The organism is Magnetococcales bacterium (assembly GCA_015231755.1).
Classification (GTDB): Bacteria; Pseudomonadota; Magnetococcia; order Magnetococcales; family Magnetaquicoccaceae; genus Magnetaquiglobus.
The window spans coordinates 92,992-107,000 of sequence record JADGAZ010000006.1; the positions used below are offsets into that span (position 1 = coordinate 92,992).

Annotated in this window: 7 protein-coding genes, 1 tRNA gene and 1 pseudogene; 7 read left to right on the forward strand and 2 right to left on the reverse strand. The window is 59.1% G+C overall.

Annotated elements, in window-relative coordinates:
- Nucleotides 1-63: 63 nt before the first annotated feature.
- Both HQL98_05715 and HQL98_05720 read left to right on the forward strand, forming a co-directional pair.
- Nucleotides 64-723: a TIGR00730 family Rossman fold protein gene (locus HQL98_05715; protein ID MBF0271560.1), complete on the forward strand. Its 660-nt coding sequence runs from the start codon at nucleotides 64-66 to the stop codon at nucleotides 721-723.
- A 171-nt stretch (nucleotides 724-894) separates the two neighbouring features.
- Nucleotides 895-2,457, forward strand: a complete 1,563-nt coding sequence (locus tag HQL98_05720) for a methyl-accepting chemotaxis protein (GenBank protein MBF0271561.1) — start codon at nucleotides 895-897, stop codon at nucleotides 2,455-2,457.
- Between the two features lie 60 nt (nucleotides 2,458-2,517).
- Here HQL98_05720 and HQL98_05725 read toward each other — a convergent pair whose 3' ends face one another.
- Nucleotides 2,518-5,355, reverse strand: a complete 2,838-nt coding sequence (locus tag HQL98_05725; GenBank protein ID MBF0271562.1) for a bacteriohemerythrin — start codon at nucleotides 5,353-5,355, stop codon at nucleotides 2,518-2,520.
- A gap of 471 nt (nucleotides 5,356-5,826) precedes the next feature.
- On the opposite strand from HQL98_05725, the gene HQL98_05730 reads away from it, so the two are divergent.
- Entirely contained in the window at nucleotides 5,827-6,363 is a 537-nt protein-coding gene (locus tag HQL98_05730) for a hypothetical protein (GenBank protein ID MBF0271563.1), read from the forward strand.
- 182 nt (nucleotides 6,364-6,545) lie between these two features.
- Here HQL98_05730 and HQL98_05735 read toward each other — a convergent pair.
- Nucleotides 6,546-6,621, reverse strand: a tRNA-Lys gene (locus tag HQL98_05735).
- Between the two features lie 207 nt (nucleotides 6,622-6,828).
- On the opposite strand from HQL98_05735, the gene HQL98_05740 reads away from it, so the two are divergent.
- The 4 genes and pseudogenes from HQL98_05740 to HQL98_05755 all read left to right on the forward strand — a co-directional run bounded on the left by HQL98_05740 (nucleotide 6,829) and on the right by HQL98_05755 (nucleotide 13,676).
- Nucleotides 6,829-8,598: an SLC13 family permease gene (locus HQL98_05740; GenBank protein MBF0271564.1), complete on the forward strand. Its 1,770-nt coding sequence runs from the start codon at nucleotides 6,829-6,831 to the stop codon at nucleotides 8,596-8,598.
- 136 nt (nucleotides 8,599-8,734) lie between these two features.
- Nucleotides 8,735-9,046, forward strand: a complete 312-nt coding sequence (locus tag HQL98_05745) for a hypothetical protein (protein ID MBF0271565.1) — start codon at nucleotides 8,735-8,737, stop codon at nucleotides 9,044-9,046.
- A gap of 102 nt (nucleotides 9,047-9,148) precedes the next feature.
- Nucleotides 9,149-12,928, forward strand: coding sequence for a tetratricopeptide repeat protein (locus tag HQL98_05750; protein MBF0271566.1), 3,780 nt, complete (start codon nucleotides 9,149-9,151; stop codon nucleotides 12,926-12,928).
- 16 nt (nucleotides 12,929-12,944) lie between these two features.
- Nucleotides 12,945-13,676 (forward strand): annotated as a pseudogene (locus tag HQL98_05755) (FecR domain-containing protein).
- Nucleotides 13,677-14,009: the final 333 nt, after the last annotated feature.

Genomic DNA, 14,009 nt, shown 5'->3' on the forward strand with positions numbered 1-14,009 from the left:
TCCCTTTCGATGTCACCGGATACCGGGGGCATGGGCTGCCGCAAGAACCAAGGCGAGGAAAGCATGAAAGAGGTCGAGGATTTCAAGACAAGCGAAGCCTGGAGAATTTTCCGCATTCAGGCCGAATTGATCGATGGCATTGAGTCGTTGCGGGGGCTGGGTCGGGCGGTGACCATTTTCGGTTCCGCCCGCACGCCGAAGGAGTCCCGTTATTACAAACTGGCCCACAAGGTGGCCAGGGCGTTGTCGCGCCAGGGAATCTCGGTGATCACCGGCGGCGGGCCGGGGATCATGGAGGCGGCCAACCGGGGATGCTATAAAAAAGGGGGCATTTCCGTGGGGTTGAATATCGAACTGCCCTTCGAGGAGCATTCCAATCCCTATCTGGATATACGCATGGCCTTTCGGTACTTTTTTGTGCGCAAGCTGATGTTCGCCAAACATGCGGAGGCGATGGTGGTCTTTCCTGGCGGCTTCGGTACCCTGGATGAACTGTTCGAGGCGTTGACCCTGGTTCAGACCCGCAAATCCCGTCCGTTTCCCATGATCCTGTTCGGTTCGGAATACTGGAAAGGGCTGGTGGATTGGATGCGCAATACCCTGTTGGCCGCAGGAACCATCTCTCCGGAAGACCTGGATCTGTTTGTGATCACGGATGATCCGAAGCAGGTGGTACGACTGGTCACGGCCCATCTGAAGGCGTGTGACAGGGGGAAAAAATGAGATGAATATGTAACAGCCCGCAAAAATTTTGCATTTTTTGCGTAAGTTGATCGACCGGATATTGTGATGGCATGGATCTTTGTAGTAATGATATCAGGGTATGCGGTTGGTTCGCGTCGCAGGATGTTGTCTCCTTGTGTGCAATGAATGGGACTGAAGGGGGTGAACCGCATGGCCGTGACTTCAAGGCTGAAACATTCCATTGGCATCCGGTTGTTGCTGGTGGCCGGCATTGCGGGAACCGGGAGTCTGCTCGGGATGGGGGGGATCGCGCTCCATCGGATGCAGGCGGGCATCGTCGAGCAATCCGAGCAGAACGTGCGACAACTGACCGAAACCGCATTGCGGGGAATCGAGTCCATCATGCTGGGGGGCAATTCGGATGTGGCCCGTCGTTACGCCGAAAGCCTCAAGGGGGTGAAAGGAGTCGATCTCTTCCAGGTGCTGCGGCTGGATGCGCAGGAAGCCTTCCGTGCGGAGAATGGCGCCAGTCCGAACGAGAATGGTTATGTTGGGTTTACCCATTTTGATTCCGGAAAGGTTAGTCCGGAGTTTGCCAAGGCGGTGGAAGGGCAGCAGCCGGTTTCTGTGTTGAGTCAGGGGGAGGATGGCTTCACGCGGGTGAATTATTGGGTGCCCCTGATCAACAAACCCGAGTGTCACGCCTGTCACGGTCCAGACCACCAGGTGCGGGGTGTGTTGCATCTGACCCTCTCCTTAAGCGAATCGGAAGCCCGGATTCATCGGGTGCGGGGGGAACTCGGAATGGCGCTGGTGGCGTTTTTGGCGTTGTTCTTGTGGTCCTCCTGGGAGATTTTCAAGCGGCTGGTGACCCGTCCTTTGTCCCGGATGCGGGGGGTGATCGAAGTGATCGCCGCCGGGGATCTGCGTCCCCGCCTGAGCGTCGCCCCGGGGGCGCGGGATGAGGTGTCGGAGATCGGGCGCCATGTCAACACCATGGCCGACAACCTGGAGGAGACTATTTTGACGGTTCAGGAGCAATCCCGGACCTTGTCGTCGGGGATCGGGTCGTTTCTGAAGGTGCGGGAGGAGTTGGAACAGGGAACCGGGCAGACTACATCGGTTTCCGAGGAGGTCGCCCGCTTCATGCAGGTCATCATCGGCGGCATCTGGGAGAGTGTGGAACGCTCCAAATCCGCCGAGCAGGTGGCCCGACAGGCCGCCGGTCGGGCGGTGGAGGGGGGTGAGACCGTGCGCGAGGCCATTGCCGCCATGGCCGAAGTGGCGGAGAAGACCGGCATCATTCAAGAGATTGCCCGTCAGACCAATCTGCTGGCCCTCAATGCCGCCATTGAGGCGGCCCGGGCCGGGGATGTGGGTCGAGGCTTCGCCGTGGTGGCGGGAGAGGTGCGCAAACTGGCGGAACGCAGTCGGGACGCCGCCGAAGAGATCGGTCAGATCACCGCCAGCACCCTGGCCACGGCCAAACGGGTGGGGGATGTACTGGAGGAGTTGGTGCCCTGGATCACCCGTACCGCCGAGGAAGTGCGACGGATCGATCAGCTGTCCGGCAATCAAAACGACAGCGCGCGACGGATCTCCGAGGCGGTGAGCCGATTGGATCGGGTAGTGCGGGATAGCGTATTCACCTCGGGACGGGTGAGCGATATCGCCCAGGAGTTGCGGGTCGCTTCCGACCGGTTGGAACACTCCATCGCGGTTTTCAAGTTGCAGGAAGGTCGTTCGGTCCCCGCCGGCAACCCGGAGGCGTGAAATCCACCCGGATCCGCGTGAGGGGGCGGATGGGATGGCGTCAGGCTGGGGTGTGGACCATCAGACGGGCTTCTTTTTGGATTCCATATGGTTGCGGTAGGCCATGTCCGATCCCTGGATGTGGTGGATAAGCCAGTTGCGCAGGAATTGCAACACATCGCTGGACAGGGCAAAGGGATCGTCGAGCAGTTTTTGCTGATAGATCACCACCTGATCGCAAAACTGGCGATGTTCCTCCTTGTGGGCCTCTTGTCCGGGAAAGCCAATGGACTCCAGGTACCGTTCCTCGCGGGCAAAGTGGGTACGGGTGTAGTTGAGCAGATTTTCCACGATCTGGTTGAGCAGAGACTGCCCCTTGCCCAACTGCACCGCGGCGTGGAGTTCGTTGATCAGGCTGATGAGTTGCCGGTGGTCCGCATCCAACGGGGGTACGTTGACCGCCATTTTTTCCGTCCAGGTGATCAACGGACGGTAGGCGCCCACACTCTCCCGGCCCAGATAAATCTGATCGAGTTGCTCGAAAAAGGTGTGCTGTAACGCGCAGAAAAAGCGCATGGCATCGGCGGCGGCCTGTTCGTTGCGTTGTGCGCCGAGTCGCTGGATCACCTCGTCGCAGGTCTGATGGATCTGCTGGTGGGTCTCTTTCATGCGCTGGAACACCGGGCGTGCGCCGAGTTCCGCTTCGGCGGTCCGTTCCCAGGCGCATACCGCGCACAAGGCGTTGACATCGGTGACCGTTAAAGGAACGTCTCCATGGGTGGCCTGCTCCAGGCGGCCCAGCAGGTGGAGAATGGATTCTTTCAGTTTGCGGATGTCGAACAGTTCGGGACCGATATCCAAGGAGGATTGGGCGGCGTAAAGCGCGTCGCTGATGTTGCTGGCCACATCCCCCAGGGCGTGGAAATGGTTGACCGTGCCATGCAAACGCCCCACGGCTTTCAAGGCGTCCTGCATGCTGCGACGCACGGTATCGGAGGCGGCTTCCGTGGTGGTGAAGGAGGAGAGCACGGTCCGGACAAACTGAAGCGCTGCGTCCGACTGTTCCGCCATGCCGCTCGCCGAACCCGCCACCACGGAACTGGTGGTGGCAATCTCCGCCGTGCCCAGGGCCGCTTCGGAGGCGGAACGGGCCACCTGCTGGGCGGCGTTGTTCAGGGTGTCGGCATTCTGGGTCACCATGGTGGTGGCCGCTGTCACCTCCGACATGGCTTCCGCGATCCCCTGGATCATCACATGCTGTTCGTCTACCGCGTGCAGGATTTCGCTGTTGGCCGCGTTGATTTTTTCCACGATCACCGTGATCTCTTTGACCCGTTCCACCACGTTGGCGGTTCCGGATTGGATGTCTTCGATCTTGAGAGAGATCTGATGGGTGGCGCGACCGGTTTGCAAAGCCAGTTCCTTGACCTCGTTGGCGACCACGGCAAACCCTTTGCCCGCTTCGCCGGCCCCGGCGGCTTCGATGGCGGCGTTCAAGGCGAGCATGTTGGTCTGTTCCGCGATGGCCTGGATCATCTCCACCACGTTGCCGATCTCGCTGGCCGAATTGGAAAGGTCATCCACCGCCGAGAAGGCCTCCAGGGCGTAATCGTGGGCCTGGCGGGAGTCGTGATTGGCGTTTTCGCAGCGTTGACCCACCCCGGCCAGGGAAGTGGTCATCTCTTGAATGGAACTGGCCACACGGGTCACGGAGTGGCTGACCTGACTCAGGCTGTGATTCACTTCGTTGAGGTTGGTGGTCATCTCTTCGGCGGCCATGGCCATGGTGGTGACGTTTTGACTGGCATGGTCGGCATTGCGGGCGGTTCCCTGGATGCCATTGGCCACGCTTTCCGCTTCCGTGGCGATGGCGGAAATGTTGTCCAGGGATTGATTCAACAGTTGCATCATGTGGTGGATTTCGGCAGCCAAGCGGTCATTTTCATCCGCCACCCCCCCGGAGAGCTTTTGAATCCCCGAGGCGTCGGCGCCAATGGCGGCGCGCAGTTTCAGGACTTCCCGGATGAAGGCGGTAATGCTGCCGGATTGCAGGTTGATCATGCGGATCGTCTCGATGAGTTTTTCTTTGAGCCGATTCACATTGACCGCGATGGCGGTGATTTCGTCGTCGCCGGGAGTGGCGATGCGACTGGTCAGGTTGCCGTTGGCCACCTCTTCGATGGCGGAGCTGATGGATTGCAACGGCGCTCTCAGCGACCGGGCCAGGAAAGCCCCCAGCAACACCAGAAACAGTCCCACCGCGCCAATGATGCCCAGAATGGCCTGGGTGCGTGCCTGGGCGATTTCTTGTTCCATGGCGTTCAGGGAGACGGTCAACTGGAATACCCCCCGCACTTCATGATCCCCCCCGTGGCAGGCGTGACAACGGGTATGGTTGAGTAGAGGCATCAACAGGGTACGCTGGTTGCCGTTTTCCCCGATCTCGATGAAAGAGGCGGGTTTTTTCTCCTGGATCGCCTGCTTGAAGGCGTCAAGAATGGCGCCTTTGGCCTCGAAGCCCGGTTCTCCTTCGGGATGAAAGGCCTCGCGACCGTAGCGATTCAGAATGCGAAATTCGAGCAGTCCGGGGACTTTTTTGAGGTTGTCGGAATAGTTGCGTGCAATATCCGCATAGCCGGCCAGCATGATGGTCTGCAATCCCTGACCCGCCTGTTCCGCCAGTTTGAGGATGCTGTCTTCGTTTTGTTGCAGCAGATTTTTTTCCATCCCGTGGATCAGGAATCCACCCAGGATGGACAGGCTGAGGATTCCAATCACCCCCACCACAGCCAGAATGCGGAAACTGACCGTGCGGAAGGCCTGGATGCGGCGAATGGATCGGATGATGCGGGAAAGTCTCGGAATGGTGTGCTCCGAATGCGTTTTTTGGTCCTGGCCAACGAAACGATTGTGCAACATTGGTCGTTTACCTCAACGTCGGATCTGTCAGATGAACCGTATAATCTTCATGATTATGAAATGATCGGTATGCGTTTCTTGGGTTGATTGGCATCAATTCATATCTTTACGTGTGCACGGTAAAATGATCTGCACACCTTGGCAAGGGAAATTTGCAAATTCATCCAAGTGAGCATTTCTGGAGGCGCGCTCCTCTTGTGATGGACAGGGGATGGGATGCTCCTCGCTGTTTCACCCGTTGACCCCGGTCAGTGGTGCAACGTCGTTTTCCAACCGTTCAGGATGGGGAGGTTTTGATGGGAACAGTCAATAAACCGGTCCTTCCTTTTCTCAGGAAGTGCGATTGTTGTCGCCACGGGTGCAGAGGGCATCCGGAAATCAGTTCTATTGGTGATTGACTTTGTCCGGGTCTGTTTGTATGTTCTTCGGTAATGTTTCTCACACCGTATTCGGAAAAAGAGGAGTAGTGCTATGCAAAAATTTCAAGTGCGCAGTTCCTGTGCTGTTGCCGCGGCTTTCACGTTAGGTCTGTGTGGGATCTCGCCGACTTTGGTGGATGCCGCTCCTGATGCCGCCGCCCCGGCTGCTGCTGCCCCGGCTGCTGCTGCCCCGGCTGCTGCTGCCCCGGCTGCTGCCGCCCCGGCTGCTGCCGCCCCGGCTGCTGCCGCCCCGGCTGCCGCTGCCTCGGCCGCTGCTGCCCCGGCCGCTGCTGCCCCGGCTGTTGTCGGCAGTTATGATGTGTCCGGTGTCAGTGCTGTGGACAAGTCCAATTTTGAAGGTGTCGCCCTCGTCACCAAGAAAGGTGAGGCTTATCAGGTCAAGTACGAGGACTCTGAAGGCAAGTATACTGGTATCGCTTTTATGACCGGCAATACGCTGGGTATCGCCTATTCCGGTGAGAACAAGCCCACCATTTGTCTGATGGAGCCGGATGGAACGGGCTGGAAGGGCCAATGCATTGAACAAAGCGAAACGTTCCTCAGCAAAGAGAGCTGGAAACGTCGCTGATCGGGTCTTTTGGGGGTCGTTATCGTGGTTTGACCACACCACGATAACGGTCTGATGGTCATGAAACCTGGAGCTGTCTTGAATGGCGGCTTCAGGTTTTTTATTGGATGGGGTCTGATCCGGAACTGTCGAAACAAAAACGACCACCCGAAGGTGGCCGTCCATGTTTCGTTTTTTTTGATTGGTGGGTCGTATAAGACTCGAACTTATGGCCCGCTGATTAAGAGTCAGCTGCTCTACCAACTGAGCTAACGACCCGTACTGGGTGTCAATCGATTTCATAAAAATGCCATTTCCTGGTCTGGGAGTCAAGCAAAAAATGCGGGTGGTCTCGCAGCAAAAAAGTGTGCGGTCCCCTTGACGTGGGGTGGATGGGGTGTGTAATCGATGGCCAGGATCGTTTGAAAACGTTTTTGCCGATTCGTTCTCCGCTTCTCTTCCCCCGGGTGAAAAGGGGTCTTTTCGATGATGTGGCAGGCATGGTTGTCGTTGGGTGTGATTTTGGTTTGTGTGCTGCTTTTGGCCAGAAATCGTCATTCGGCGGATGCGGTGTTGCTCGGGGGGGTGACCTTGCTGCTGTTGTTTGGTGTGCTGACCCCCAAACAGGCCTTGGCCGGCTTGGCCAATGAAGGCATGGTCACGGTCGGAGTGCTGTATGTGGTGGTCGCGGGATTGGAGGAGACCGGTGCCGTGCGCTGGATCTCCGATACCATCCTGGGACAACCCCGTTCCCTGCGTCATGCCCTCTGGCGCATCGCTTTGCCTATCCTGGTGATTTCGCCCTTTCTCAACAATACCCCGGTGGTGGCCATGTTCATTCCGGCCATTGGCGCCTGGGCGGCCCGCCATCGGCTCCCCATGTCCGGATTGATGATGCCATTGGCCTTTCTGACCTCCGCCGCCGGACTCTGTACCCTGGTGGGATCCAGCACCAATCTGGTTGTGCACGGTTTGTTGCTTGCGCCTTCCGGGGGGCGGGGGTTTTCCTTGTGGGAACTGGCGGCCATCGGTCTGCCGGTGACGGCAACGGTGCTGGGGTATGTCCTGATCACCGGCAATCGCTTTTTGCCTGCGCGGCATACGGTCTCCGAATCCTTTGCCAATGTCCGGGAATACACCGTCGAAATGGTGGTGCAACCCGGTGGGCCTCTGGAAGGCAAATCCATCCGCGAGGCGGGCCTCAGACAGTTGCCGGGTCTGTTTCTGGTGGAAATCCGCCGGACCCGGGAAGTGCTGCCCGCGGTCTCTTCCCACCAGATTCTCCACGGGGGGGATCGATTGCTGTTCACCGGCGTGGTGGATTCCGTGGCCCATTTGCGCGCCATGCGGGGCCTGCTGCCCGCCACGGATCAGGTGTTCAAACTCGATGCCCCGGCCCGGGAACGGGTCATGGCCGAGGCGGTGGTCTCCGACTCCTGTCCTTTGGTGGGGCGTACCGTGCGGGATGGACGGTTTCGCACCCTTTATAACGCCGCCATCCTGGCCGTGGGCCGCAATGGAGAAAAATTGCCCGGTAAAATCGGAGATATCACCCTGCGCCCCGGGGATCAGTTGTTGTTGGAGGCGCATCCCTCCTTTCTCGACCAGTATCGTTTGACCCGGGATTTTCTCCTGGTGCGCAATGTGGAACATTTTCATCCGGTGCGCCATCAGCGGGCACCGGTGGCTTTGGGGATTTTATTCGGTTTTGTCGCCATGGCCACCCTGGGAGGGCTTGCCACGCTGGAGGCGGCACTTTTGTCCGCCGGTCTGATGTTGCTGACCGGTTGTGTCACCAGCGGTGAGGCGCGTCGGGCGGTCGAATGGCAGGTGCTGCTGGTGATCGCCGCTTCCTTCAGTCTGGGTATCGCCCTGGAAACCAGTGGCGCGGCCCGTTTTCTGGCCACCCGGCTGATTCAATTCATGGACCAGGATCCCTGGACTTCGTTGGCTGCGGTCTATCTGGTCACCGCGCTTTTGACCCAGATCGTCACCAACAACGCCACCGCTGTATTGATGTTCCCTATCGCCATGGCTACAGCCAGGGATTTGAATGTCTCGGTCATGCCCTTTGCCGTCGTGGTGCTGGTGGCGGCCTCTTCCGCTTTTGTCACGCCGATTGGTTATCAGGTCAATTTGATGGTGCAAGGGGCGGGAGGTTATCGTTTTATGGACTATATGCGTTATGGTTGGCCGCTTTTCTTTTTGGTTGGAATCGTTACCGTGACTTTGACTCCCTGGATCTGGCCTTTTTGAATCCGGGCCGAAATTAATTTACCCCACAGGATCTATTTTGTGTTATAATGCCTAATGCCGAATATTGATGGCATGAACCGGATGTTGGGATTCTGCCCATCAATCATGTTAACGAAATTCATGGAGTGCATGGCGCATGCAGGCATCGCAACAAGATCATCTGGCCTCGCTGACCGCGGGATTCCGGGATGGGTTGGGGGAACTGGTGAAAACCCTGCTGCCCGACTTGGCGCGCAAGGTCATCCAGGAAGAGATCGACCGCATTCGCGCCGAGGAAATGGCCTTGCCGGGTGATGACGCGCAACGGGTCGCCGTGATCCGTGACGCCTTTTTACCCCTTGTGGAGCGTATTGCCCGTGAGACCACCCGTGAAATGGTGCTGGAACATCTGCCCGAGGTGGCCGAACGGCTGGTGCGCGCCGAGATCGAACGGATCAAAAATGGCTAGTGGACCGGATGCATCCAGCCCTTAAAAGCCCCCTGGAGAGATGAAATGATCGGTGCGAATCAAGGTCCGTCGGGTTCGATGTCAGCCGCGAGGCGTGTTTTCATGGTATGGAGCCTCTTGGTCTGGGGGCTTTTTTTGGGCCCCGGGTCCGGATGGGCTGCGGATCCGGCTCCGGTCCAGTCCAAGGATGGGGTGACCGAAGCCCTGCAACAGGCGGTCGAGGCCGAAGCGAAACGGGATGCGTCGGCTTGGGAGCGTTTCTTGAAGGCGGCCCGCTTGGCAGCCGAGGCCAAGCGTCAGAAGGAACTCGCCACCAGCAATGAAGCCATTTTGCGGCTGCGTGAGGCTCTTCCGGAGCGGTTCAACGCAAAGATGGCGACCGTGACCGCATTGTCTGCGGAAAAATCGGCCTCTGCGGGGGCTTGGTCCGCCTTGAACCAGGAAGCCGCCGCGTTGATGGCGCGCGGGGATGCGGCTGGAGCCTTGGCCCGGGGGGGCAAGGCTTTGGAAATGGCCAAAACCGAATTCGGTCCCAAGCATTTCACGGTATTGGTGGCGTTGCGGGAGCAGGCTTTGTTGCACTATCAGGCCGGGGCGGTTCCCGAGGCGGAGGCGGGACTGGCCAAGGCTTATGCTTTGGGCGTGGAGATTCTGGGGGCGGACCATCCTGAAACCCTGAAAGTGCAAGCCTTGCAGGCGGATCTGGCGGAAGCCGGGGGGGGCTTGGCCAAGGCGGTCGAGATCCGCAAGGCGGTGCTGGCGGCATGGGAGGGGGCTGTGGGGGCCGATCATCCCGTCGCTCTGGACGCGGGCATGACTCTGGCGCGACTGCTGGTGAATTCGGGCAATCTGGATCCGGCGCTCCAGTGGCTGGAGGCCGCCCGTCCCCGTTTCGACAAGAGTCTGGGATCCTGGCATCCCCGTCTGGCGGAGTGTCTGACCCTGACCGCCGCGGTCGTCGGGCGCAAGGGGGATATCAAAGGGGCGTTGGCCTTGTACGAGCAGGCGGACGGGATTCACCGGGTCGCCTTGCCGGCTGGAACGCCGGCGGTGCTGACCGCCCGGGTGGAGGCGGCGGAGTGGATTCGTCGGGATGGCCGTTTCGACGAGGCCCGAAAGATTCTGGAGGAGGTCATGGGCCTCGCCAAGAAGGATGCCGCATCTCAACCGTTGCTGGTCCAACCGCTGCTGGATGCCCAGGGGGCGTTGGTGCAGGTGTTCGAGGATCAGGGGGAATACGACAAGGCGGAGCCTTTGATTCAGGAGGTGTTGAAGGGCGAACAGGCCATGCTGGGCGCGGATCATCCCAATCTTCTGGCCACCCGGAATCGTTTGGCGGGGATTTATCGCCGTCAGGGCAAACTGGCGGAGGCGGAAAAGCTTTACGCTCAGGTTCTCGACGGGTATCGCAAGGTGCTGGGCACCGAGCATCAGGCCTCGATCAACCTGATGAACAATCTGGGTCTGGTGTATGAGAACGAAGGTCTTTACGACGAGGCCGAGCCTTTGTTGCGTGCCGCCTTGCAAAGTTCCCGCAAGCTTTCCGGGGAGGATCATCCCGAAACCCTGGCCACGTTGAACAATCTGGCTTTGTTGCACGAAAGCCAGGGCAATTTCGACAAGGCGGAGCCGTTGTATCAAAACGCCATCGCCATATCGACCCGCAAACTGGGGGAGAAGCATCCGGACGCTTTGGCGTTCGTGAACAATCTCGCCTATCTGTATCTGTTGCAGCAGAACTACAAGGAAGCGGCACCTTTGTTTGAAAAGGTGCTGGCCCATTGGACCATCATTCATGGGGAGTCCCATCAAAAGACCCTCAAGGCCATGAACAATCTCGCCCGGGTGCGACACAAGCTCGGGGCGCGGGATGAGGCGGAAAAGCTGTTCAAGAAGGCCCTGGAGTTGCGCAAGTCGGCTTTGGGGGAGCGGCACATGGATGTGTTGCGTTCCATGCGGGATCTGGGTGCCTTGTATCTGGACATGGGGCGTCTGCCGGAAGCCGAGGAGTTGCTGAAAAAGGCGTTGGAGCTGGATGAACAGGTGTTGGGCAAGCAGCATCCCTACACCTTTGAAACCCTCAACACCCTGGCGGATGTGCTGGAGGCCAAGAAGGACAAGGCCTCCATCCAGCAGGCCTATGGATTGCGACGGGAAGGGTTCACGCGCCGCACGGAGTTTTTGAATCGCATGTTGTGGGCCACCGGGGACAATGCCCGGGAGGGGTATGTGCGGCTGCATCGGGAGGAGTTCAACACCTTCCTGTCGATGGTGGCCCGTCAGGAGTCGGTTGCCGGGGGGGAGGCGTTGCTGGAGGTGGGTTTGCGGCGCAAGGGATTGCTGCTCAAGATCACCGCCGAGATGCGCCAAGTGGTGCAGATGGCCAAGAATCCCCAATTGGAAGTGATCGGGCGTCGTTTGACCACCGCCCGCAAAAAACTGGCCGCCCTGACCCTCTCCGGCCCGACGCCGGAGACCAAGGAGAACCATCTGCGGGTGTTGCACGAACTCGAAGAGACTGTGGACAAGCTGCAACTGGATCTGGGGCGGGAGAGCAAGCGGTTCCGCCGGTCCACGGATCCCCTCACCCTGGAAAAAATGGTCCAATACCTCCCGGAAGACGCGGTATTGGTGGATTTTATCACCTATGCGGAGCATGGCAGAAACCGTCTGGTGGCGGGAACCGTGCGTCGCGAGAAGGGCAAACCGGTCTTTGCCTTGGTCTCTTATCGGACCGACATGGATGAGATCCAAAAGGTCATTGTGGATTATCGCACCGCCATCCAGGATGAACATCTGGATCCCGAAGATCTGATCAAGGCCGGACAAGAGACCCACGAGGTGGTCTGGGCGCCTCTCAAGGAGGCGTTGGGGGAGCGCAAGGTGGTGTATGTGGTGCCGGATGGACTGCTGAACATTCTGCCCTTCAATGCCCTGGTGGATGAGGAAGGGGCTTATCTGGCCAAGACCCTGGATCTGCACATCCTCACCTCCAGTCGCGATCTGGTGCCTTCGGAGATTCCGGCGGCCCAGGGGGGCTTGATGATTCTGGCGGGTCCGGATTACGACTCGGACAAGGTGGTGGATCGTCAGGTGCTTCAGGAGATCGAGGGCAAACGTTCCGCCTCCGGCGAGTTGAAAGAGGGCATGCGGGCCTTTTCCCAGGGCATGCGCGGGTTGCACTTCGATCCGTTGCCGGGTGCCGAAAAGGAGGGAAAACTGATTCTGGGTCAGGCCGGAGATCCGAAGAAGACGGGTCAATCCGGGGATCCGAACCAAAACAATCGACTGTTTCTCAAGTTCGATGCCCAGGAGAAGGTGGTGCAATCCATCGACGCTCCTCCGGAAGTGCTGCATATTGCCACTCATGGATTTTTTCTCAAAGCCGATGACAGCTTGAGAAAGCGGCTTTTGAAAATGCAGCGCGGTGGCGAGGTCAGCATTCCCCCGCCCGGTGACAATCCCTTGTTGCGATCTGGTCTTGCTTTTGCAGGCATCAACAGCAACGCCGCCTTCCTTGGAGAGATCGATACCCGCAACGATGGGGTGTTGACAGCTTTGGAGGTGTTGGGTCTGGATTTGACCGGAACCCGGTTGACCGTGCTGTCCGCGTGCGAAACCGGTCTGGGTGAGATTCACGAAGGCGAAGGGGTCTACGGTTTGCGTCGTTCCTTCCAGGAAGCGGGTTCGGAATCGGTGATCGCCTCGTTGTGGGAGGTGAGCGACGCAGGTACCCAGGCCTTGATGACCGGCTTGTACAAGCGTCTGCTGAATGGCAAGACCCCCCACGAATCCTTGCGTGAGGCCCGTTTGGAGTTGATGGATTCTCAGGAGTGGTCTTACCCGTACATCTGGTCTGCATTCATGCTGGTGGGAAAATAAGAAGGAGTCGTCCGTCATGGCCAAGCGCATTGAACTTACCCCGTTTCGTCCCCTGAATATCGATTCGCAGGTGCTGGATCGTGCCCACGAGGGGTCACGGATCGTGGTTCCGGGCGACGACATGATGTTGCGGGCCGAGTTTCAGCGGCAGGGTGCGGATTTGATGCTGCGGGGCACCGGAGAGCACGCCGGTCAATCGGTGGTGATCCCTGGATACTTCTCGTTGACCACGCCGCCGGATCTTCTGACCTCCGCCGGAGCGCGCATCACCGGGGATCTGGCGACGCGTCTGGCCGGACCGCTGGTGCCAGGGGTCTACGCCGAAGCCGCCGCCTCTCCCGGGCAGACGGGAATCGGCACCGTGGATTCGGTGAAGGGTGAAGCCGTTGTGATTCGTTCCGGGGTGCAGATCCCCATCACCCAGGGCATGGCCTTGCTGGAAGGGGATATTGTCCAGACCGGCGCCAAAGGAAGCGTGGGTCTGATCTACGCCGACAAGTCCACGGTGGCCTTGGGAGACAATGGCCGTCTGGTGATCGAGTCCATGCAGTTCGATCCGGCTGCCGGAACCGGCAAATCCTCCACCAATGTGGTGCAGGGTGTGTTCACCTTCACCAGCGGCGCCGTGGCCAAGCTGGGTCCGAATAACATGGTCTTCAAGACCCCGGTGGCCGAAATCGGCATCCGGGGTACCACCGTGGCGGGGCAGGCTCAGGCCGAGGGCAAGGAAAACACCATCACCTTGCTGCAAGACGCGGATGGTGGCGTGGGTCAGATTTCGGTCACCAACTCGGCGGGCACCCAGGTGCTCAGTCAGATCAACCAGACCACGACGGTCAAGAGTTATTCCGCGCCGCCGGCCCAGCCGTACATCATGCCGGCCTCCCAGATCGCGCAACGCTACGGTTCCGCCACCCAGTCGTTGCCGCCCCCCCAGGTCATTCCCACCACGACGAAGAGCGACGACAAGCGTGCCGGTGAGGCCGCCGCCGACAAGAAAGACGGGGAAGGTAAAAAAGACGGCGAAGGCAAAAAAGACGGCGAAGGCCAGAAAGAAGGGGAAGGCAAAAAAGACGGCGAG